Raw genomic sequence first — 21,064 nt, forward strand, 5'->3', positions numbered from 1 at the left:
CTTCCTTCTCTCTTCGTGGGGGGAGAGATGACGGGGTGTGGGGCCCCGTGCCGAGGTCAGGGCATGCTGTGGAGGTGGCCACCGACCGAGTTGGCGATGGAATTGCCGTTGCCCGCATCCCAGTTGGTGGACCAGGTCATCGCGCCGCCGATGCCCGGCCAGCTGGTGGGCGGCTTGAAGGAGCCGCAGCCGGTGCCGCTCGCCAGGCAGTCCAGCGCGTTGTCCACCACGCTCGGCGGGACGTAGCCGCTGCCCGCCGCACTGGTGGAGGCCGGCACGCCGATCCCCACCTGACTGGGCGCCAGGCCGCCCTGGAGCTGGATGCAGGCCAGCGCGGTGAGGAAGTCCTCGCTGCCCTGGGCGTACACCTTGCCGTCGCAGCCGTTCATCGAACCCGAGTTGTAGTACTGGGTGTTGACGATGGTCAGGATGTCCTTCGCGGCCAGCGCCAGCTTGAAGTACTCCATGCCGGTGGACTGCATGTCGATGGTCTGCGGCGCCATGGTGAGCACGAAGCCGCTGCCCACCCGGCTCGCCAGCGAGTGCAGCGCCTGGCTCAGATAGGTGGAGTTGACGCCGTTCTCCAGGTCGATGTCGACACCGTCGAAGCCGTAGGTCTGGATCAAGGCGTAGGCACTGTCGGCGAACGCGGCGGCGGAGGCGGAGTCGCTCACCGAGACGGTGCCGTTCTGACCGCCGACCGACAGCACCACCTTCTTGCCGGCCGCGCGCTTGGCCGCGATGTCCGCCTTGAACTGGGCGTCGGTGTAGCCGCCCAGCTTGCCGGCGAGGGTCGGATCCAGGCTGAAGCCGATCGCACCCGGCGTGCCGGTGGCGTTGGCGAAGGCCACCGCGATGATGTCGTAGGCGGGGTTGACGTCGCTGATCCGCTGGTCGGTGGCGCCGTTGTCGAAGTCCTGCCAGTAGCCGGTCAGCAGGTGCTTGCTGCCGCCCGGGGGCTGGGAGGTCGGCGGCGGCGTGGTGGGCGGCTGGGAGGTCGGCGGCGCCGTGGTCGGCGGCTGGGAGGTCGGCGGTGCCGTCGTGGGGGTCGGCGAGCCGGTGCCGCCCGGCCCGGAGAGCACCAGGTCGTCCGCTCCGTAGGCGCCGGTGCCGTACCAGCCGTGCAGGTAGACGGTGACACTGGTGGTGCCGGCGCCGGTGGTGAAGGTGGTCTTCAGCTGGTTCCAGGCGGAATTGCTGCTCCAGGTGGAGGTGTCGGTGCCGCCGGTACCGCTGTCGCCCAGGTAGACGTAGTTGCCCCGCACCCAGCCGCTCAGCGTGTACGTCGAGTCGGGCAGCACCGCGACCTGCTGGGTGCACTGCGCGTCGTCGCTGCCCGCCGGGGTCGCCTGCAGGGCGTAACTCCCGCTGTGCACCGGGCTGGTGACCGCGGCGCCGGAGTTCGCGGTACAGCTCCAACCGGCCAGGGTGCCGGATTCGAAACCGGGGTTCTGCAGCAGGTCGGCGGCGTCGGCGCCGGCGGCGCTGCCGGTGGTGAGCAACACGGCGCCGCTCACCACGACGGCGAAGGCCGCCACGCCCGCCAACGCGGTTGCGAGCACGGGTCTGCCGGGCGGCTCATGGCCGTGGATCTGTCTGGTCGCTCGGTGCACGGGGCAACTCCTTGATGGCGGATGCGGGCGTGGGGGTGGGAGTGCGAAGCAGGCCGAGAGCACCTCCGGCCCGTTCGCACGCGGGGGCGGGGGGCCGGGGGCCGGGGCCGGGGCCGGACTCAGAATGGACTAGACCAAATGGGCGGTCAAGGGGACTGCGGGGCCCGATGGCACCGGGATTCCATCCGCCGTCCATCCGCCGCACGCCCGTAGAGAGCGGTCAGCGGGTGCAGCCGCGGTCGCCCGTCCGGGGAGGCCAGCAGCAGCCCGTACTCCACCAGCAGCTCCGCGTGCTCCTCCGGCAGCGCGGCCAGCCTCCCCGCCAACTCCCCCGGCGCACACCGGCAGAGCCGTCGGAAGGCCGCCAGAGCGGCAGGCCCGCCCACCGCCCGGTCGAGGCGCCACTCGGCCGAGCCGAGTGCCTGCGCCACTCCCCGTCCGCCCAGCCCGAGTTCGGCCAGTCGCCGGCTCTCGTCCGCCAGCCGGGCGGCCAACGGGCCGAGCCCGCGCCCCGGCCGCGCGGCGGCTCGCGCGGCGGCCGCCCGCAGGGCCAGCGGTAGTCCGGCGCAGGCGGCCACCACCCGCTCCTCGTCCGGGAGTTCCGGCGCCCCCAGCAGTCGGCGCCAGAGCCGGACGGCCTGCGCGGCGGGCAGCACGTCCAGGGGCACACCGCGGGCCCCCGGCAGCCCGGTCAGCCGTCCGCGACTGGTGGCCAGCACCGCGCAGCTCGGCGACCCCGGCAGCAGCGCGGCCAACTGTCCGGCGTCCGCCACGTCGTCCAGCACCAGCAGCAGCCGTCGCCCGGAGCAGAGCGACCGCAGCAGCGCGGCGCGCCGTTCCGGCTCGACGGGCTGTGCCCGCCGTTCGACCCCGAGATCCGCCAGCAGCCGGCCGAGCAGCACCCCGACATCGCCCGGCGTGCCGTCCGGCTCGTGCAACGCGGCATACAACTGCCCGTCCGGGAACCGCTCACGCACTCGGTGCGCGGCGTGCACGGCGAGCGCGGTCTTGCCCACCCCCGGCGGCCCGCTGACCACCACCAGCGGCACCGGCCCCGAGCGCCGCCCCGCAACCAGACTCCGGGTGACAACCCGCAGCTCCCCGGCCCTCCCGGTGAAGCCCGGCACGTCGGACGGAAGTTGAGCGGGCGGGCAGAGCACCGCAGGCCCGGGCCGCGGCGCGACGGGCTGCTCCAGTGCCGGGTCCGAGCGCAGGATCCGCTGCTGGAGCCTGGTCAACTCCCGTACCGGTTCCAAGCCTTGGTGCTCGATCAGGAACTGCCTGGTCTGCCCGTAGACCGCCAGCGCCTCGCCCGGCCGACCGGCCCGGTGCAGCGCCAGCATCAGCAACGCGCGCAGCCGCTGGCGGGCCGGATGGGCGACGGCCAGCAGGCCCAACTCGGCCACCGCCTCGTGGTGGTGGCCGAGCAGCAGCGCCAGCTCGAACCGCTCCTCCACCGCGGACAACCGCAGTTCGGCCAGCCGCCCCCGGTGCAGCGCGGCGAACGGCCCGGGCAGCCCGTCCAGCCCGCTGCCGCGCCAGAGCGCCAGCGCCTGGTCGAGCACCGCCAGCGCCTGCTCGGGGGCTCCGGCCGCCCGGCACTCCCCGGCCCGCCGCCGGGCCGCCTCGAAGTCGTGCAGATCGAGCTCGCCCGGGCCGACCGCGAGCCGGTAGCCGGCTCCCCGAGTGGCGAGCAGCCCGTCCACGGTGCGCCGGGGCCGGTCCGGCTCCAGCACCTGGCGCAGCCGGGAGACGTAGGTGGCCACCAACCCCGGCGCGGTGGCACCGGCCCGCGCGCCCCAGACCGCCCGCACGATCTGCTCCCGGGGCACCGGTTCGCCCGCCCCGAGCAGCAGCACGGCCAGCACCGCCCGCTGCATCGGCGGCCCCGGGTCCACCTCCCGTCCGGCCCGCCGCACCACCAGCGGCCCCAGCAGCTCGTAGCGGAGCGGCCCGGCCGCGCGCGCCGAGTCCATGCCGTCCTCCCCTCCGACCCGGGGCGGCCGCTGCCGGGTCGGAGCACACGGTGGACTAGACCAAAGGTGGCGTCAACGGGGTCCGGCCATCCTTGTCCGGATCGCGACGAACGCACGACGAGCCCGCTGGCGGGGCGGACTGGGTGGGGGCGGACTCGCGTGGGGAGCGGAAACACCGAAGGCCCGGAGGCGAACCTCCGGGCCTTCGGCCTGAGTAGCGGGGACAGGATTTGAACCTGCGACCTCTGGGTTATGAGCCCAGCGAGCTACCGAGCTGCTCCACCCCGCGTCGTTGTGGGACAACCATAGCACGGTCGCGGCGGCCCCCGCGCACACCGCCCGTCCCGGCGGGAGCGCGGAGGCACAGCTCAGCGGCTACGGCGAGGGGCTGGCCGACGGACCGGGGCCGGTCGAGGGCGGCGGCGCGGCCGCCGGCGCGGGGCCACCGGAGCCACCGGTACCGCTCGGTCCCCCGGCGCCACCGGGGCCGCCCCGGCTCGGTCCACCGGGGCTTGCCGACGACGGCGAGGCCGGTGAGGCCGGCGAGGCGGGGGGTGAGGCCGACGGCGAGGCCGGGGATGGGGCCGACGGCGAAGCCGGGAGCGAGGCCTGCGGCCCGGTGACGGCCCCCTCGTTCAACGCCTCCTGCAGCGCCTTCTCGGCCGCGCCGTACGCCGCCCAGTCACCCGCCCTGAGGGCGTTCTGGGCGTCCGTGTCCGCCTTCCGGGCGTCCTCCAGCGCCTTCCGCAGCGCGGAGTCGACGTCCCCGGACACCGCCGGCGGCGCGGCCGACGCACCACCGGAACCCGCCGACCCCCCGGCCCCGCCAGGCGGTGCCACCCCGCCCGCCCCGCCGCCGCCGTCGAACAACGCGGCCAGCGCGTCGTGCAGGGTGTCGTCGAACACCACCGTGTCCGTGCCGTAGACCGCCAGCACCTTCTGCAGCACCGGGTACCTGGCTCCTCGCGCCTTGACGTACACCGGCTCCACATTGAGGAACCCGCCTCCCACCGGCAGCGTCAGCAGATTGCCGTACTCCACCTGGGAGTCGCCGCCGTTCTTCACCTGGCTGAGCCAGACGGCCGCGCTGCCGTCGGAGTTGAACTTCGCCTGCACCTGGCCGGGCCCCGGGGTGCCGGAGTCGCTCGGCACCTGGAGGATCCGGATCGTCCCGTAGTCCGGCCCCGGATCGGAGTCCACCGCCATGAAGGCCGCCAGGTTCTCCCGTTTGCTGGGCACGAAGGTGCTGGTCAGCGAGAAGGCGGCGCTCTGGGCGCCGGGCATCCGCACGGTCAGGTAGTACGGCGGCTGGGCCTGGCCGCGGTCGCTGGTCGGGTCCGCCGGCACCTGCCAGATGTCCGTCCCGCTGAAGAAGGAGCTCGGGTCGGTCATGTGGTACATGCCCAGCATGTCGCGCTGCACCTTGAACAGGTCCTGCGGGTACCGCAGGTGCGGCAGCAGCCCGGCCGGGATCGCGGAGCGCGGCTCGACCGTGCCGGGGAAGGCCTTCATCCAGGTCTTCAGCACCGGGTCCTGGGCGTCCCACTGGTACAGCGTCACCTCGCCGGTGTAGGCGTCCACCGTGGCCTTCACCGAGTCGCGGATGTAGTTGACCCGGTCGGCGCCGATCGCGGTGCCGCGGCTGCCGCTCAGCGAGTCCTCGGTGGCCGAGCCCAGCGTGGTCCTGGACGAGAACGGGTAGCCGTCCGAGGTGGTGTAGCCGTCCAGCACCCAGAGCAGCCGGCCGTTCTGCACCACGGGGTACGGGTCCGCGTCGACGGTCAGCCAGGGGGCGACCTTGGCCACCCGCTGCTCCGGGGTGCGGTCGTAGAGCACCCGGGCGCCGCCGCCGATCGCCCCCGAGTAGAGCAGCTGCGGCTCGCCGAACTCCACCGCGTAGGCGGCCCGGGTGATCGGATCGTCCAGCGACACCCCGCTGTCGCCCTGGTAGCGGTAGGTCTGCTGGCCGTTGTCGGAGGTGTAGTCGATCTCGCGGTTGGTGCCGCCGACGATGGCGTAGTCGGTGGTCTTCTCGCCGTAGTAGATCCGCTGCTCGAAGCCGCCCAGCGCGCCGGTGGCCGGCAGGCCGGACTCGGTGAAGACCGGCTGGCCGCGGTCGTCCACCTGGTTGGCCTTGGCGGCCACCACGCCGTAGCCGTGGGTGTACTTGAAGTGGTCGTTGATCCAGTTGCGCTGCTGCACCCCGCTCAGGTCCAGCTCGCGCACCCCGATCACGGTGTCCTGCACGCCGCCGTCGGCCGTCGGGTAGCGGTCCACGTCCAGGGTGCTCGGGAAACCGTAGTAGGAGCGCTGCTGCTCCAGCTGCTGGAAGGTGGGCGAGACGATGTTGGGGTCGAGCAGCCGGATGTCGGCGATGGTGTGCGCGTCCGGGGCCGGCGCGCCGGCGCCGGCCGACTCGGCCGGGACGGGCCGGCTGGTCCGCACGTCGGAGATGCCGTACGCCTGCCGGGTGGCGTCGATGTTCTGCCGCAGGTAGGGCGTCTCCTTGGCCTGCTCATCTGGCTTGACCTGGAACTGCTGCACGATCGCGGGGTAGAGGCCGCCGATCAGCACGGCGGAGAGCACCATCAGACCGAACCCCAGCAGCGCCGGCGCCCAGGTGCGCCGCACCGGCGTGAGGAAGAACAGCACGGCACAGATCAGCGCCACGCAGCACAGGATGGTCTTGGCCGGCAGGTAGGCGTTGGCGTCCACGTAGCGCAGCCCGGTGTAGCCGGCGACACCCTTGTAGGCGCCGGTCTTCACCGCCAGGGCGTACCGGTCCAGCCAGTAGCCGACCGCCTTCAGCAGCACGAACAGCCCCAGCAGCACCGCCAGCTGCCCCTGCGCCCCGACGCTGGCCCGCCGCCCGGGCCCCTGCAGCCGCAGGCCCCCGTACAGGTAGTGCACCAACAGCGCGCCCAGCACCGAGACCACCACCACGCTGAACGCGAAGGCGAGCAGGAACTGGTACCACGGCAGGTCGAAGGCGTAGAACGCCACGTCCAGGTGGAACTGCGCGTCCCGCACCCCGAACGGCGTGCCGTCGGTCCACAGCAGCCACAGCCGCCAGTGCCCGGCCGCCGCGCCGCCCGCCACCAGGCCCATCAGCAGCGAGACGCCCAGCAGCAGCCGGCGGCGGTGGGGTCCGATGCCCGTCCGGTAGCGGTCCAGGCTGTGCTGCTCCGGCGACATCGCCGAGAGCGGCGGCCGCAGCCGGTACGCCAGCCACATGTTGACCGCGCAGGCCACGGCCATCACCAGCCCGAACCCGCCGAAGAGCCCCGACTCGACGACCAGCCGGGTGCGGAAGACCGAGGAGTAGTGCACGGACCGGAACCAGAGCCAGTCCGTCCAGACGCCGGCGAACACCATGAACGCCAGGAAGACCACGACCAGCGCGGCCGCCGTCAGCAGCAGGACCTTGGCGCGCCGGGACGGCGGGCCGCCCCGGGCCCGGGACGCCGGTCCGCCGCGGTCGGGCATCTGGAAGACCAAGGTGGCACCTCTGCTGTCGGGAGTGGTTCGTCCGGGGGCCCACCGAGCCCGGCGCCCCACCGTTACGCAACTTAACCAGGCTTCTCCCGAGTTCCCGGGCCGCACCCCGCTGCCCCGCGCCCGGTGCGTCCCGGCGTCGCGCCCCGGCGACCCGGGCGGCATGTGAGGATTGAGTCATGTCCGATGCCAGCTTCACCCCCGACGGTTCCGGCCTGCTGCCGGCCGCCACCCCGCTCACCCGTGCCGCCCTGGAGATCGACGAGTACGTCGGCTCGCTCGGGTGGGACCTGCCCGCCCGCCTGTTCGCCCTGGTCGACAGCGCCGAGCTGCGCCGCAGCAACCCGGCGGTCGCCCGCCAGCTTGGGCTGGACGCGTCGAACGACGGTTCGCTCACCCCGGTCGAGCAGGACGAGCTGCCCGCCGGGATGGCGCTGGACAAGTTCCTCGGCACCATCGCCTGGCCGCCCGGTGTGGCCGGCTGCGCGCTGGTGGTGGAGCGGCTGATGCTGCCGCCGAACGCCGAGCGCACCAGGCCGGCCGGTGCCGGCGAGGCCCAGCTCAACGACTGGGTGGCGAACCACCCGGACCGCCAGGAGGTGCGGATCACCGCCGCCGTGCTGCGCGACGGCAGCAAGGAGACCGCACTGCGGCTGCGCGAGAAGGACCTGCCGCGCGAGGTGCTGACCGGCCCCGACCTGGTGCCGGGGCTGACCGACGCGCTGCTGGCGACCTTCGCCTGAGCTCGTCTCCCGCGGTCAGTGGGCCGGGCAGGACGGCAGCGCCGCGTCCTGGCCAGCCCGCAGCTGGGCCAGCGCCTTCAGCGCGCCGTCCAGGGTGTCCACCTTGATCAGCCGCAGCCCTGCGGGGGTGTTGCGGCTCGCCTCGGCGCAGTTGTCGCTGGGGGTGAAGAAGTAGCGCGCTCCGGCGTTGCGGGCGGCGATCACCTTCATCGAGATGCCGCCGATCGGCCCCACCTTGCCGCTGTCGTCGATCGTCCCGGTGCCGGCCACGAACCGGCCGCCGGTCAGGTCGTCGGGGGTGAGCTTGTCCACGATGCCGAGCGCGAACATCAGCCCGGCGCTCGGGCCGCCGACGTCCTGCAGCCCGATGTCGATCTTGAACGGGTAGCTGTGCCCGTTGGTCGGCACGATCCCGACCATCGCCCGGTCGGCGTCCGGGGCCTTGGTGGTGGTGATCGGAACCTGGTTCTCGTCGGCCTGGGTCGGGTTCGGACTGTCCTTGTCGTGCGGCACGACGGTGAAGACCACGGTCTCGCCCGGCTTGTGCGCGGAGACCAGTTTGGCCACCTGGCTGTCGTCGGTGACCGGGGTGCCGTCCACCGCCATGATCCGGTCACCGGCGTGCAGCTTGCCCTCACTGGGGCCGCCGGCCACCACCGAGGAGATCATCACCTCGGTGCCGACCGGGATGCCGAGCTGGGTCAGCGCGGCGGTCTTGGCGCTGTCCTGCGAGTTGACGAAGTCCTCGGCGTTCTGCTGCTGCGACTGCTGCTCGGTCTGGCCCGCCGGGTAGACGGTGCCGTGCGGCACCACCAGCTGGTCGCTGCTCAGCCAGCCGACCACCACCGAGACCAGGCTGGGCTGGTAGTCGGCCCCGGTGACCTGCACCGTCGTCATGTTGAGGTGACCGGTGGTCGGATACGTCCGGTGGCCCGAGATGGAGATCACCGGGGTGCCGGACTTGTCCTGCGCACCGAGCGTGTTGTAGGTCGGCCCCGGGCTCAGCTGGGTGTACGGGACGTGGAACACGACCGAGACGCAGAGCAGCACTATGAGCATCAAGGTGGCGGCGAGCATCGTCGCAGAGCGGCGTGGCATGCCACGACAGTACGGGACCGGGGCCGCCGTGCGCCCGCCGGGTCAGCGGGCCCCCGGGATCAGCTCCCCTGGCGGTCCGGGACCTTGTCGCTGCCGGTGCTGCGCTCCATCGCTGCCAGGAACCGCTGGTGCTCGGCGAGTGAGGCGCCGTCACCCGTGGCCCGCGGCGGACGCGCGGCCCAGGCCGCCCAGAGCAGGGCCAGCACCCCCGCGCCGACGGGGATCCCCAACCAGGCCAGCGCTCCCATGTCCGTCCTCCCTGCTCCGTCCTGCCTATCAGCACATTAACCGGCCGGACGGAGAACGGCGCTGACGCCATCCGGGTTACGGCGGTCCCTTTGCGGCCACCCGGGGGAATGATTGATCTACCCGGCTGCCACCGATCGGGTGATCCGACGGGACCGGGCGCCCGGTCAGCATGGTCGGGCGCGTCGGCAGGACAATGCGCCCTCAGCGGCAACGCGCGCCCTCAGCAGGAGCCCGCGCCGACCCACTCCTCCTGACCGTCCGTGAAGACCTGGTGCTTCCAGATCGGCACCTCGTGCTTGAGGTCGTCGATCAGCTTGCGGGCCGCGGCGAAGGCCTCGCCGCGGTGCGGGCAGGAGACCGCGACGATCACCGCGGCGTCGTTGATCTCCAGCCGCCCGGTCCGGTGCACCGCCGCCAGCGCCCGCACCGGGTAGTCGGCCGCCACCTTCTCGGCGATCCGGCGCATCTCGCGCTCGGCGGTCGGGTGGCAGCTGTACTCCAGCGCGGCCACCGACTTGCCGCCGTCGTGGTCGCGGACGGTCCCGACGAACACCGTGGTGCCACCGGCCGCGTCGTCGCCGACCGCCGCGTAGACCTCGTCGAGGGAGAGCGGAGTCTCCCGGATCGCGAGCAGGCGGATGGGGTCGTGATTCTCGGACATGGCCCCATCATGGTCCACCGGCGGCCCGACCGGGCAACTGTCGGACCGCACGAACCACCGGGCCTCAGTAGCGGCGCCGCTTGCGCGCCCGGCGCACCAGCGCGGCGGTGCCGACCAGGGCCACCGTGGCGCCGGCCGCGCCCAGGCTGGTGGCGGCCTCCTTGCCGCCGAGCCGCCGCCCGGCCACCGCGTGCCGGCCCGCGACCTGGGCCAGCAGCTCGGCCAGCACCTCCTCGTTGCCGTACCGCGGCCGCCAGCCGGCCTCGTGCAGCCGGCTCCCGGAGACCACCCACGGGTACATGGTGTACGCCAGGTCCCCGGCCGGCGCCGGGGTCAGGCCCAGGCGGTGCAGCCGGGCGGCGGTGCCCAGGGCCAGCGAGGCGGGCAGCTCCATCCGCCGGATCCCGGAGAGCGCCTCCACCTCCTCCTGCTCCAGCCAGCCGTCGCAACCGACCGTCACCTCGCCCTCGACCAGGCCGAGCGCCGCGTACTCCAGGGCGGCCGCCAGGTCGTCCACGTGGCAGAACTGCCAACACGGCCGGGAGCCGGCCACCACCAGCAGCCGGGGTGCCTCGAAGTGCCTGGTCAGCACGGTGTCGATGCCCGGCCCGACCACCACGGCCGGCCGCAGCACCGTCACCTGCAGGCCCGGGTGGGCGCGCGGCGCCCGCCGGGCCAGCCGCTCGATCTCCAGCAGGTCGCCGACCAGGCTGGCCTCCTCGGTGGCCCGCAGCTCCGAGTCCTCGGCGAGCGGCACCTCGTTGTCCGGCAGCGCGCCGTAGACCATCGCGGAGGTGCAGAGCACCACCCGCTGCACGCCGGCGGCCGCCGCGGCCGTCACCACGGTCTGGGCGCCGCGCACGTTGTAGGCGCTGCGGACCCGCGGGTCGGACTCCATGCCGAGGTCCATCGCCAGGTGGACCACCACGTCCACCCCGCGCAGCCGCTCGGCCACCGCCGGATCGCGCACGTCCAGCACCCGCCACTGCACGCCGGCGGTCTCGCCCCGGCGGTCGTCGATCGCCAGGACCTTGCGCACCCCCGGCGAGGCCACCAGCCGGGCCGCCACCCGGCCGCCCAGCACCCCGGCCGCGCCGGTGACGGCGACGGTGAGCGGTCTGCCGCCGTAGGCTGGGGGCGCGGACCCGGGCACCACCTGGGCTTCCTCGTCTCCGGTCAGCCCAGAGCGAACGTCCGAAGACGGGGAACTCACCGGCCATCCTCCACGGTTAGCTTATGTGCGTACGTACGAGTGTCACGTACCGTCCATCCTGCCCGAGGAGCGGGCCCGGCTACGCACCCGGCGCGGGCGTGCCCGCTCCCACCTGCTAGCTGCATTCCCGCCACAGCACCCGCGCGTGACGGCCGACCAGATCGAGGACCCAGTGAGCGACCTCCCCTTCGGATTCGGTGTCCCGCCCGAGGAGCCCGAGGAGGGCAAGGACAAGGGCGGCGAGAAGAACGACAAGCCCGGCGAGCCGACCGGCGGGTCCGGCGCGAACCAGCCGCAGGAGCCCTTCGGCTTCGGCGGGGCCAACCCGTTCGGCGCGTTGTTCGGCGCCGGCGGCCCCGGCGGCCAGGGCGGATCCGGTGACAACCCGTTCGCGGCCATGATGGGCGGCCTCAACCCGGGCGACCTGGGCGCCGCCTTCCAGCAGCTCGGCCAGATGCTGTCGTTCGAGGGCGGCCCGGTGAACTGGCAGCTGGCCAAGGACATCGCCCGGCAGTCCGTGGTGGCCGAGCAGCCCGAGGGCCGCAGCAAGGACCGCTCGGTCGGCACCGCCGAGCGCGCCGCGGTCGAGGAGGCGGTCCGGCTGGCCGAGCTCTGGCTGGACTCCGCCACCGAGTTCCCGACCTCGTCGGCCGGCGCGGTGGCGTGGAGCCGGGCCGAGTGGATCGAGGCCACCCTGCCGGTCTGGCAGGAGCTGGTCGACCCGGTCGCCGAGCGGGTCGGCAACGCCATGGGCGGCGTGCTGCCCGAGGAGATGCAGGCCGTGGCCGGCCCGCTGATGGGCGTGATGCGCTCGATGGGCGGCGCCATGTTCGGCACCCAGATCGGCCAGGCGCTCGGCGCGCTGGCCGCCGAGGTGCTCGGCTCCACCGACATCGGCCTGCCGCTGGCCCCGGCCGGCAAGGCGGCGCTGCTGCCGCAGAACATCGCCGAGTTCGGCGAGGGGCTGAGCGTCCCCGCCGACGAGGTGCGGCTCTACCTGGCCCTGCGCGAGGCCGCCCACCAGCGGCTCTTCACCCACGTGCCGTGGCTGCGCGCCCACCTGTTCGGCGCCGTCCACGCGTACGCCCAGGGCATCAAGGTGGACACCTCCCGGATGGAGGAGATGATGGGCCGCCTCGACCTGGAGAACCCGGAGGCGCTCCAGGAGGCGCTCTCCGGCGGCATGCTCCAGCCCGAGGACACTCCCCAGCAGAAGGCCGCGCTGGCCCGCCTGGAGACGGCGCTGGCCCTGGTCGAGGGCTGGGTGGACGCGGTGGTGCACGCCGCCGCCGAGCCGCACCTGCCGCAGTCCTCGGCGCTGCGCGAGACGCTGCGCCGCCGCCGGGCCAGCGGTGGCCCGGCCGAGCAGACCTTCGCCACCCTGGTCGGCCTGGAGCTGCGCCCGCGCCGGCTGCGCGACGCCTCCCGGTTGTGGGCCTCGTTGGCCGACGCCCGCGGCGTCGAGGGCCGGGACGCCCTCTGGCAGCACCCGGACATGCTGCCGACCGCCGCCGACCTGGACGACCCGGACGGCTTCGTGCACCGGGGCGACACCGAGTCCACCGAGGACGGCCTGGACTTCGGCGCGATCGAGCGGCTGCTGGGCGAGGCCGCGGGTGGTGCCGGCGAGCCGGGTGACGGGGAGCGGAAGGCCTCGGGCGGCACGGACCGGGGCGAGACCGGCACGGACCGGGGCGAGACCGGCAAGGACCAGGACGAGTCGGGCGAGACCGGCAAGGACCAGGGCGAGAAGAAGGACGGCCCCGAGGCATGACGCACGCCGACGCCGTCCAGGTGCTCGACGCCTGGACGCCCGCCGATGCCGCGCAAGAGGGGCTCCGCCGGGACTACCTGGCGCACCTGGCGGCCCATCAGGACGGGCTGTACAAGTCCTGCCTGCCCGCGCACGTCACCGCCAGCGCGCTGGTGGTGGACCCGTCGGCCGGCCGGGTGCTGCTGACCCTCCATCCGAAGGTCGGGCTCTGGCTGCAGATGGGCGGGCACTGCGAGCCGGCCGACGCCACCCTGGGAGCCGCCGCGCTGCGCGAGGCCACCGAGGAGTCCGGGATCGCGGGGCTGGTGCTGCTCGCCGCCGACGGCACGGCCGGTGGCCGGCCGGCGCCGGTGCAGCTGGACCGGCACGAGGTGCACTGCACCGGCAAGGACCGCCCGGCCAACACCCACCTGGACGTGCAGTACCTGGCGCTGGCCCCCGCCGGGGCCCGGGAACTGATCAGTGAGGAGTCGCTGGACCTGCGCTGGTTCGGCTGGGACGAGCTGCCGGAGCTGACCGATGACTCGGTGCGGCGGCTGGTCGGGCTGGCCCGCGGGCTGGTCGGCTGAACCCCTTCGCACCGGCGGACGGCTGGTCGGACCGGTCGGCTGAACCCCTTCGCACCGGCGGACCGCTGGTCGGCTCCGCTGACGGCCGGGGTCAGCCGCACACCTCGGGCTCGCCCGTGCCACGGGCCCCCGGGATGTGCGGCAGCCGGGCGGCGGAGGCCACCCCCTCCAGGTAGCCGCGGGCCCGCTCGGTGCGCGGATAGGCCTCCAGCAGGGACCAGAACTCCGGTCCGTGGTCCGGCACCAGCAGATGGGCCAGCTCGTGCAGCAGCACGTAGTCCAGCACGTATCCCGGCATGCCCTGGAGCCGGTGGGAGAGTCGGATGGAGCGTTCGCTGGGGGTGCAGGAGCCCCAGCGGGAGTTCTGGTTGGTGACCCAGCGGACCTGGTCGGGACGGGCACGGCCGCCGAGGTAGTCGACGGACAGCCGCTGGGCCCGCTCGGCCAGGGCGTCGTCGCCGAGGGCCCGGCGGCTCTCCTGGGCGGCGAGCCGGTCGAGCATCTGGGCCACCCAGCGCTGCTCCTCGGCCACCGACATCCGGGCCGGGATGAGCACGATCGTGCGGTCGCCCTCGCGGTAGGCGGAGACGGTGCGGCTGCGGCGGGCGCTGCGGCGGACCTCGACCGGGCCGTGGTGGCCGGGGGACTGCGGCGGCGGAGCCTGGGCGGTGGGCAGCTCCTCTCCCGTCGTCGGGGGCGCCGGCCGCCCGCGCGAACCGGGCGTCGCGACCGGTGACCCGGCAGCTGCTCGGGCACGCCGAGGCGACGCCGAGGGCTTGGGGTCCCGTTCGGCTGCCATGGCACACGACGTTACCGGCTGTCCCTGACAGAAGTCCGGTGCCCCGGCCGAATTCTTCGACCCAATCGACCGGAAAGCACCGCCTTGGTCCCCGCCGCCGGTCAGATCATCATCCCCAGTCTGTGGATAACGCATTTGGTGAACCGGCGGCACCGGAGCAGGATTTCCTCACCGAGTGGATTCGGCCGATTCCGGAGCGGAGTTTCCCATGCGTCCCGTGCTCAAGCCCGCGCTCTCCCGCACCTGGCGCGACCAGGAGACCTTGCAGTTCGGCACCCTTCCCGACCGGGCCCAGCTGGTCTCCCGCGCCGATGAGCGGTTCTGTGCCTTCCTCGCCCTGCTCGACGGCGAGCGCGATGCCGCCGCCGTCACCGCCGCCGCGCAGGATCTCGGCTTGGAACCCTCCGCAGTCGAACAGACCCTGCATTCGCTGGCCGATACCGGCCTGCTCGACGACGCGGGCGCGGTCGATCAGGCCCTGGCGGGCCTGCCGCCGAGCCGGCGGGACCAGCTCGCGCCCGATCTGGCCTCGCTCTCGCTGCTCCATCCCGGGCCGGGGCAGGGCGCCGGGGTGCTGGGGCGGCGGTCCGGGTGGCGGGTGGAGGTGCGTGGCGCCGGGCGGGTCGGGGCCGCGCTGGCGACCACCCTGGCGGCGGCCGGCATCGGCTCGGTCGAGGTGCTGGACCACGGCCGGGTGGTCGCCGGCGACTGCGCCCCCGGTGGATTGACGGCCCGTGAGATCGGTCGGCCGCGGGCCACCGCCGCGCGCGAGGCGGTCCGGCTCGCCGCCGGTCGGGCGCCGGCGCCCGAGGGCGCGCCCGAGGCCGGCGGAGCCGTCCCGCCGGCGCCCGATCTGGTGGTGTTCGCGCCCCGGGACGGCAGCGGGGCGTTGGCCGGCAGCGCGGCCGCCGCCCGGGAGCTGATGCGGGCCGGCACGCCGCACCTGTACGTCGGGGTGGTGGAGCACCTCGGGGTGGTCGGTCCCCTGGTGCTCCCCGGCGCCTCCGCCTGCGGCGGCTGCCTGGTGCTCAGCCGCACCGATCAGGACTCCGGCTGGCCCCGGCTGCTCGCCCAGCTCGCCGCCGAGGGGCCCGGGCGGCCCAGGGAGCCGGCCTGTGACGGCGCGTTGGCCACCGCAGTGGCCGGGCTCGCCGCGCTGCACGCGCTGCTGCTGCTCGACGGGGAGCGGCCGCCGAGTATCGACGGCTGGTGCGAGATCTCGGCGGCCGACGGCATGGCCCGCCGACTGCGGCTCTCCCCGCATCTGGAGTGCGGCTGCTTCTGGCCCTGACCGGCCGGGCCCCGCCGGCCGGCGGCCGCGGCCGGTGCGGTCGGCGCTGGGCCGGGCACTGGCCGAGCCGCCAGGAAGAACGGGCACAATGGGCCTAGTGACCGCCGTCCCCGGTCATCAGCGGCCCCGCGAGGAGCCGCCAACGGCAGGCCCGCAGAGGGTGGCAGGATTGGGAGGCCCGGGTGAGCGATCTTCCGCGCAAGGCTATGACCCGCACCGCACGGCTCGCCGCCCTGCCCTTGGGGATCGCGGGGCGGGCCACCCTGGGCCTGGGCAAGCGGATCGGCGGACGCTCCGCGGAGGCCGTCACCGCCGAGCTCCAGCAGGCCACCGCCGACCAGCTCTTCAAGGTCCTGGGGGAGCTCAAGGGCGGGGCGATGAAGTTCGGGCAGGTGCTGTCGGTCTTCGAGGCCGCCCTGCCGGAGGAGATCGCGGGTCCCTATCGCGCCGCCCTGACGAAGCTTCAGGACGCCGCACCCCCCATGCCCGCGGCCCGGGTGCACGCCGCCCTGGCCGAGCGGATGGGCAAGGACTGGCGGGCCAGCTTCCGCAGTTTCGACGACCGCCCGGCCGCCGCGGCCTCGATCGGCCAGGTGCACAAGGCGGTCTGGCAGGACGGTCGCACGGTCGCGGTCAAGGTGCAGTATCCGGGCGCCGGTGAGGCACTGCTCTCCGACCTGGCTCAGCTCAGCCGGGTGGCCTGGCTGGTCGGGCCGCTGATCCCGGGGCTGGACATCAAGCCCCTGATCGGCGAGCTGCGGGAGCGGGTCACCGAGGAGCTGGACTACGCCCTGGAGGCCGAGGCCCAGCAGGTGCACGCCGACGAGTTCGCCACCGACCCGGACATCGTGGTGCCCGCCGTGGTGGCCCAGGCCGACCAGGTGCTGGTGACCGAGTGGCTTGACGGCACCCCGCTGGCCGAGGTGATCTCGGGCGGCGGCCAGACCGAGCGCGACCGGGCCGGGCAACTGCTGGCCCGCTTCCTGTTCGCCGGTCCGGCCCGCACCGGGCTGCTGCACGCCGATCCGCACCCCGGCAACTTCCGGCTGCTGAAGACCGACGGGCCCGCCGAGAACTGGCGGCTCGGGGTGCTGGACTTCGGCACGGTCGACCGGCTGCCCGGCGGACTGCCCCGGCCGATCGGCGACTCGCTGCGGATGGCGCTGGCCGGTGACGCGGTGGGGGTGCTGGAGATGCTGCGCGCCGAGGGCTTCGTCAAGCCCACCATCGAGCTGGACCCGGACGCGGTGCTCGACTACCTCCGGCCGATCATCGAGCCGGCCGCGGTGGAGGACTTCCACTTCACCCGGGCCTGGATGCGCGCCCAGGCAGCCCGGATCGCCGATCCCCGCTCCCCCGCCTACAACCTCGGCAAGCAGCTCAACCTGCCGCCGGACTACCTGCTGATCCACCGGGTCACGCTGAGCACCATCGGGGTGCTCTGCCAGCTCGGCGCCCAGGCGCCGTTCCGGGCCGAAATGTTGGACTGGCTGCCGGGCTTCGCCGAACAGGACTGAGCGGCGCCGCTCGGCAGCTGGTCCCGGAGGGCCCGGTCGCCGAGCGGCTGAGCCCTTCCGGACGGCGCCCGCCGGCCGCCCGCGTGCCCGGACGTGCCGATGCCCCGGCCACCCCCTGCGGCGGGGTGGTCGGGGCATCGGCACGTCCGGGGCCGACACTGACGGGCGCTCAGAGCACCGCGTTGGCCAGTGCCTTGCGGGCCCGCAGCGTGGCGCGCTCCGCCTTGCGGCGCAGCCGTGCCACCCGCAGCGCCGTCAGCGCCAGACGTTGGTCCTCGGCCTCGTGGAGGCGTTCTTGCATATGGGCACGGGCCAGGTTTTCCTGCAGTAGATGCATCTCAAGGGTCCTGTTCTTGAAGGAGAGTTCGTTGGTCTGCTCGGCGCGGGCGCTGGGCCCTGCGGTGATCGCCATGTCGTGGTCCTGCTCGTGGTGCGTCGTCGGGTAGGTGGTCTGGGTCGCGGCATCGGCCTGGGCAAGGGCCGTGCGCACGGAGAGGCGCAGTGCGCCGTCCGCCGGGGGGCATTCCCGGTGGACTACCGCTGCTCCGAGCCTGGGGTTCACGCCATGACCTCGCTCTTGCGCGGGCGGCCACGGGGCCGCTTGCGGGCCACCACGACGCCCTGGACGAAGAGCTCGCCGCCCCAGACGCCCCAGGGCTCACGCCGGTCGAGGGCGCCGGCCAGACAGGCCTCCTTGACCGGGCAGGTGCCGCAGAGGGACTTGGCGTACTCCACGTCGGCCGGGGTCTCGGCGAAGAAGACCTCGGGGTCGAAGGAGCGGCAGGGGATGGTGGCACCGAGGGCGTCGGCTTCGTCGATCGAGGTGAGCTGCATGAGAGAGCCTTCCGGAGGAGGGGGAGGTACGAGCGGAGCCGTGGTCGGCGTTGTCGGCGGTACGGACGGGGTGGGCGGTGTGATGACCGTGGACACTGGTGGCGTCTTCCTCGTCTTGATTCGGTTCCGGTCCAGCTGACTGGTCGGGCTGGGCCGGAGGCCCCGAGGGGCCTGGTGGTCGGTCGTACCGGACAAACAGAAGGGCCGCGGATCCCGGTTGACGGGTTCCGCGGCCCTGGAAAAGTGCCGACCTGAGGGTGCTCAGGTTCGCTCTCTCCAGGGTTCAGGCCCGCGGAAGGCCCGGATCCGGGCGGCTTCGGCGCCGATGAAGGCGACCTTGGCCTGGTTGATCAGCTGCTCGTCCTGCTGCTCGGCTGCGGCACCGATGACCTGCAGATAGGCGCCATGCTTGGCCGCCGCATCCACCGCCTTCGGTGCCTCGGTCGGTCGTCCGCCACGCATGCCGCGCGAGCAGTCGACGGAGCCCGCGGCCCAGCCGAGGGACAGACCGGTACCGACACTCAGACCGAAGGAACCGGCAACCAGCGAGACTCCACCCGCGACAAGAGCGGTGGTGGAGGGACGCAGGGAAGCGGCGACAATGGTCTGGCCAGTCAGTTTGGTGATCATCTGGTTCGTTCCCACTGTGCTCGCCTCCTCTCGGCGTCTCGCGGTGCCCAGTCCCCCGGGCTCCGGTGTTCGGATGTCTGTCGGTCCAGCTGCCCCGCCACGGCGGGGATGGTGCGGGATGGTGCTGTGGTGCAGCAGGGGAAAGCCTGGTCAGGACAGGTCCCGAGTGGCTTCGCGGTCGCGTCCCCTTGACCGCTCCGGCAGGCTATTGCGCTTCACGCACAGCGCGCAAACTATTTTTCCGGCGAGTTTCAGGACTCGTCCTCAGTGAGGTCCGCAACGACCTCCGCCGAGGGGTCGTCCGGCTCAGCGGCCCGTTCCACCTCGGGGTCTTCCCCCGAGCACAACGACAGCACGTCCGCACCGTACTTGTCCAGCTTGAGTGCGCCGACTCCGGAGATCCGGGACAGTTCCGCGACATTTGACGGTGCGTCCTCGGCGATCGCCATCAGGGTGGCGTCGGTGAAGATCACATAGGCCGGCACCGCCTGCTCCTTGGCACGGCGGGACCGCCACTCACGCAGACGCTCGTAGAGGCCCTCGTCCATGGTCGACGGACAGTCCTCGCAGCGGCGCAGCTTGCGCTCCACCGCCTCGGTCAGCGTGCGGCCGCAGACCCGGCACTTGACCGGCCCGCGCGCCGCGCGCCGACCGGCGGACCGCTCCGCCCCGCCCTCCGCGCCCCCGCGCCCGCCGGTCCGCCCGGCGCCGGCGGCGGACCCGGGGCGCAGCCCGTCCAGGAACCGGCTGGGCTTGCGGCCGGCCCGGCCGCCCGGTGAGCGGGCCAGCGCCCAGGAGAGACCGAGGTGCTCCCTCGCCCGGGTGACTCCGACGTAGAGCAGTCGGCGCTCCTCCTCCAGCTGCTCGTCGGTCTTGGCGTAGATGATCGGCAGGGTGCCCTCGGTCAGGCCGACCAGGAAGACCGCGTCCCACTCCAGGCCCTTGGCCGCGTGCAGCGAGGCCAGCGTCACCCCCTCGACCGCGGGGGCGTGCTGGGCGGCGGCCCTGGCGTCCAACTCCGCGACGTAGGCGGCGAGGTCGGCCGGCTCACCGGCGGCGCGCCGCCCGGCCTCGAACTCCTCGGCCAGCCGGACCAGCGCGGCCAGCGACTCCCAGCGCTCGCGCACCGCCCCGGAGCCGGCCGGCGGCACCGGGGTGAAGCCCCGGGTGGCCAGCACCGCCCGGACCTGGGCGGCCAAGTCGGGCGCGTCGGCGGTCAGCGGATCGCCGACGGCCCGGGCGGCGCCCCGCAGCAGCAGCCCGGCCTCGCGGATCTCGGGCCGCTCGAAGAACCGCTCGGCGCCCTTGAGCTGGTAGGAGATGCCGAGATCGGCCAGTGCCTGCTCGTAGACCTCGGACTGGCCGTTGGTGCGGAACAGCACCGCGATCTCACTGGCCCGCACTCCCTCCGCGAGCAGCTCGCCGATCCGGCGGGCGGTGCCCTCGGCCTCGGCGGGCTCGTCGGGGTACTCGGTGTAGACCGGCTCGGGGCCGGCCGGGCGCTGCGAGACCAGCTCCAGCCGGTGCCGGGCCGCCGCGCCCCGGGCCTGGGCGAGCAGTCCGTTGGCCAGGTGCACCACCTGCGGGGTGGAGCGGTAGTCGCGGACCAGCTTGACCACCGTCGCGTCCGGGTGCCTGGTGCGGAAGTTCAGCAGGTAGTCGGGGGTGGCGCCGGTGAAGGAGTAGATGGTCTGGCTGGCGTCGCCGACCACGCACAGTCCGGCCCCGGCGCCGACGGCGGCGCCCGTCCACTGGTCCAGCAGCCGCTGCTGCAGCGGCGAAACGTCCTGGTACTCGTCCACCGTGAAGTGCCGGTACTGCGCCCGGACCTGCTCGGCGATCTCCGGGCGGTCCTCCAGGATGGCGGCGGTGAGCAGCAGCACGTCCTCGAAGTCGATCACGTTGCGGTCGCGCTTGGTCTGCTCGTAGGTCGCGTAGACCCGGGCGATCTCGGCCGGGTCGCGCGGGGCCTCGCGGCCGGCCTTGAGCACGGCCACCGGATAGTCGTCCGGCACGATCTGGGTGACCTTGGCCCACTCGATCTCGCTCGTCAGGTCGCGCAGCTCGGTGCGCTGCACGCGCAGCCCGCTGCGGCCGGCCGCCTCGGCGACCAGCTGCACCTTGCGCTCCAGCAGCCGGGGCACCTCGCCGCCGACCGCACGCGGCCAGAAGTACTGCAGCTGCCGCAGCGCGGCCGCATGGAAGGTGCGGGCCTGCACGCCGTCGGCGCCGAGCTGGCGCAGCCGGCCGCGCATCTCGCCGGCGGCCCGCGCGGTGAAGGTGACGGCCAGCACCTGCTGGGGCTGGAAGACACCGGTGCGCACCCCGTAGGCGATCCGGTGGGTGATCGCCCGGGTCTTGCCGGTGCCGGCACCGGCCAGCACGCAGACCGGACCGTGCAGCGCGGTGGCGACCGCCCGCTGCTCGGGGTCGAGCCCGGCCAGCACGGCGTCCGGATCACCCGGGCGGGCGCCGTACCCACCGAAGCCGCCGTCGATCATCAGCTCTTCCTGCATGGGCTCCATCCTCTCAGCCCGCCGGCTCGACCGGGCCGGACCGGCCGGACCGGACCCTTCCGCCGGCAGCCCGGCTCTCCCATCCT

Annotated in this window: 17 protein-coding genes and 1 tRNA gene; 5 read left to right on the top strand and 13 right to left on the bottom strand. The window is 73.8% G+C overall.

Annotated elements, in window-relative coordinates; translation table 11 throughout:
- Positions 1-56: 56 nt before the first annotated feature.
- The 4 genes from LN042_RS21695 to LN042_RS21710 form a co-directional block, all read right to left on the bottom strand.
- Positions 57-1,613, bottom strand: coding sequence for a chitinase (locus LN042_RS21695; protein ID WP_372495788.1), 1,557 nt, complete (start codon positions 1,611-1,613; stop codon positions 57-59).
- 146 nt (positions 1,614-1,759) lie between these two features.
- Positions 1,760-3,589, bottom strand: coding sequence for an AfsR/SARP family transcriptional regulator (locus LN042_RS21700; RefSeq protein WP_230052957.1), 1,830 nt, complete (start codon positions 3,587-3,589; stop codon positions 1,760-1,762).
- A gap of 215 nt (positions 3,590-3,804) precedes the next feature.
- Positions 3,805-3,878: transfer RNA gene (locus LN042_RS21705), tRNA-Met, on the bottom strand.
- Between the two features lie 86 nt (positions 3,879-3,964).
- Entirely contained in the window at positions 3,965-7,075 is a 3,111-nt protein-coding gene (locus LN042_RS21710) for a UPF0182 family membrane protein (protein ID WP_230053001.1), read from the bottom strand.
- A gap of 188 nt (positions 7,076-7,263) precedes the next feature.
- On the opposite strand from LN042_RS21710, the gene LN042_RS21715 reads away from it, so the two are divergent.
- The gene (locus LN042_RS21715) at positions 7,264-7,827 is read left to right on the top strand and encodes a PPA1309 family protein (protein ID WP_230052958.1); all 564 of its coding nucleotides are present in this window, start codon (positions 7,264-7,266) and stop codon (positions 7,825-7,827) included.
- A 15-nt stretch (positions 7,828-7,842) separates the two neighbouring features.
- On the opposite strand, the gene LN042_RS21720 is transcribed toward LN042_RS21715, so the two are convergent.
- From LN042_RS21720 to LN042_RS21735, 4 genes are all read right to left on the bottom strand, one after another.
- Complete coding sequence (locus LN042_RS21720; RefSeq protein WP_230052959.1) at positions 7,843-8,925, bottom strand: YlbL family protein; 1,083 nt, start codon at positions 8,923-8,925, stop codon at positions 7,843-7,845.
- Between the two features lie 59 nt (positions 8,926-8,984).
- The gene (locus LN042_RS21725) at positions 8,985-9,173 is read right to left on the bottom strand and encodes a hypothetical protein (RefSeq protein WP_230052960.1); all 189 of its coding nucleotides are present in this window, start codon (positions 9,171-9,173) and stop codon (positions 8,985-8,987) included.
- Positions 9,174-9,394: 221 nt separating this feature from the next.
- Complete coding sequence (locus LN042_RS21730; RefSeq protein WP_230052961.1) at positions 9,395-9,835, bottom strand: molybdenum cofactor biosynthesis protein MoaE; 441 nt, start codon at positions 9,833-9,835, stop codon at positions 9,395-9,397.
- 64 nt (positions 9,836-9,899) lie between these two features.
- Entirely contained in the window at positions 9,900-11,048 is a 1,149-nt protein-coding gene (locus LN042_RS21735) for an NAD-dependent epimerase/dehydratase family protein (RefSeq protein ID WP_372495789.1), read from the bottom strand.
- Between the two features lie 172 nt (positions 11,049-11,220).
- On the opposite strand from LN042_RS21735, the gene LN042_RS21740 reads away from it, so the two are divergent.
- Both LN042_RS21740 and LN042_RS21745 read left to right on the top strand, forming a co-directional pair.
- A complete protein-coding gene (locus tag LN042_RS21740; protein WP_230053003.1) occupies positions 11,221-12,822 on the top strand; it encodes a zinc-dependent metalloprotease in 1,602 nt (533 codons plus the stop codon).
- Positions 12,819-13,391 (top strand): NUDIX hydrolase, encoded by a 573-nt coding sequence (locus tag LN042_RS21745; protein ID WP_230052962.1) that lies wholly within the window; start codon positions 12,819-12,821, stop codon positions 13,389-13,391. Before LN042_RS21740 ends, LN042_RS21745 begins: the two co-directional genes overlap by 4 nt.
- 91 nt (positions 13,392-13,482) lie before the next feature.
- Here LN042_RS21745 and LN042_RS21750 read toward each other — a convergent pair whose 3' ends face one another.
- Entirely contained in the window at positions 13,483-14,190 is a 708-nt protein-coding gene (locus LN042_RS21750) for a M48 metallopeptidase family protein (RefSeq protein WP_230052963.1), read from the bottom strand.
- 208 nt (positions 14,191-14,398) lie between these two features.
- On the opposite strand from LN042_RS21750, the gene LN042_RS21755 reads away from it, so the two are divergent.
- The gene (locus LN042_RS21755; protein ID WP_230052964.1) at positions 14,399-15,481 is read left to right on the top strand and encodes a ThiF family adenylyltransferase; all 1,083 of its coding nucleotides are present in this window, start codon (positions 14,399-14,401) and stop codon (positions 15,479-15,481) included.
- A 182-nt stretch (positions 15,482-15,663) separates the two neighbouring features.
- Positions 15,664-16,998 (top strand): ABC1 kinase family protein, encoded by a 1,335-nt coding sequence (locus tag LN042_RS21760; RefSeq protein WP_230052965.1) that lies wholly within the window; start codon positions 15,664-15,666, stop codon positions 16,996-16,998.
- A gap of 169 nt (positions 16,999-17,167) precedes the next feature.
- On the opposite strand, the gene LN042_RS21765 is transcribed toward LN042_RS21760, so the two are convergent.
- The 4 genes from LN042_RS21765 to LN042_RS21780 all read right to left on the bottom strand — a co-directional run bounded on the left by LN042_RS21765 (position 17,168) and on the right by LN042_RS21780 (position 20,987).
- A complete protein-coding gene (locus LN042_RS21765; RefSeq protein ID WP_230052966.1) occupies positions 17,168-17,488 on the bottom strand; it encodes a putative WhiB-interacting protein in 321 nt (106 codons plus the stop codon).
- A gap of 68 nt (positions 17,489-17,556) precedes the next feature.
- Positions 17,557-17,928: a WhiB family transcriptional regulator gene (locus LN042_RS21770; RefSeq protein WP_372495790.1), complete on the bottom strand. Its 372-nt coding sequence runs from the start codon at positions 17,926-17,928 to the stop codon at positions 17,557-17,559.
- Between the two features lie 165 nt (positions 17,929-18,093).
- Complete coding sequence (locus LN042_RS21775; RefSeq protein ID WP_230052968.1) at positions 18,094-18,462, bottom strand: hypothetical protein; 369 nt, start codon at positions 18,460-18,462, stop codon at positions 18,094-18,096.
- Between the two features lie 251 nt (positions 18,463-18,713).
- Positions 18,714-20,987, bottom strand: coding sequence for an ATP-dependent DNA helicase UvrD2 (locus tag LN042_RS21780; protein WP_372495791.1), 2,274 nt, complete (start codon positions 20,985-20,987; stop codon positions 18,714-18,716).
- Between the last annotated feature and the right edge of the window lie 77 nt (positions 20,988-21,064).

Origin of the sequence: Kitasatospora humi (assembly GCF_020907985.1) — a bacterium.
GTDB classification, from domain to species: Bacteria; Actinomycetota; Actinomycetes; order Streptomycetales; family Streptomycetaceae; genus Kitasatospora; species Kitasatospora humi.

Bases quoted from the DNA above. Each gene is read 5' to 3' on its own strand.
- LN042_RS21700 (WP_230052957.1), bottom strand. From the start codon at position 3,589: ATGGACTCGGCGCGCGCGGCCGGGCCGCTCCGCTACGAGCTGCTGGGG.
- LN042_RS21710 (WP_230053001.1), bottom strand. From the start codon at position 7,075: ATGCCCGACCGCGGCGGACCGGCGTCCCGGGCCCGGGGCGGCCCGCCG.
- LN042_RS21715 (WP_230052958.1), top strand. From the start codon at position 7,264: ATGTCCGATGCCAGCTTCACCCCCGACGGTTCCGGCCTGCTGCCGGCC.
- LN042_RS21720 (WP_230052959.1), bottom strand. From the start codon at position 8,925: ATGCCACGCCGCTCTGCGACGATGCTCGCCGCCACCTTGATGCTCATA.
- LN042_RS21725 (WP_230052960.1), bottom strand. From the start codon at position 9,173: ATGGGAGCGCTGGCCTGGTTGGGGATCCCCGTCGGCGCGGGGGTGCTG.
- LN042_RS21730 (WP_230052961.1), bottom strand. From the start codon at position 9,835: ATGTCCGAGAATCACGACCCCATCCGCCTGCTCGCGATCCGGGAGACT.
- LN042_RS21745 (WP_230052962.1), top strand. From the start codon at position 12,819: ATGACGCACGCCGACGCCGTCCAGGTGCTCGACGCCTGGACGCCCGCC.
- LN042_RS21750 (WP_230052963.1), bottom strand. From the start codon at position 14,190: ATGGCAGCCGAACGGGACCCCAAGCCCTCGGCGTCGCCTCGGCGTGCC.
- LN042_RS21755 (WP_230052964.1), top strand. From the start codon at position 14,399: ATGCGTCCCGTGCTCAAGCCCGCGCTCTCCCGCACCTGGCGCGACCAG.
- LN042_RS21775 (WP_230052968.1), bottom strand. From the start codon at position 18,462: ATGATCACCAAACTGACTGGCCAGACCATTGTCGCCGCTTCCCTGCGT.
- LN042_RS21780 (WP_372495791.1), bottom strand. From the start codon at position 20,987: ATGGAGCCCATGCAGGAAGAGCTGATGATCGACGGCGGCTTCGGTGGG.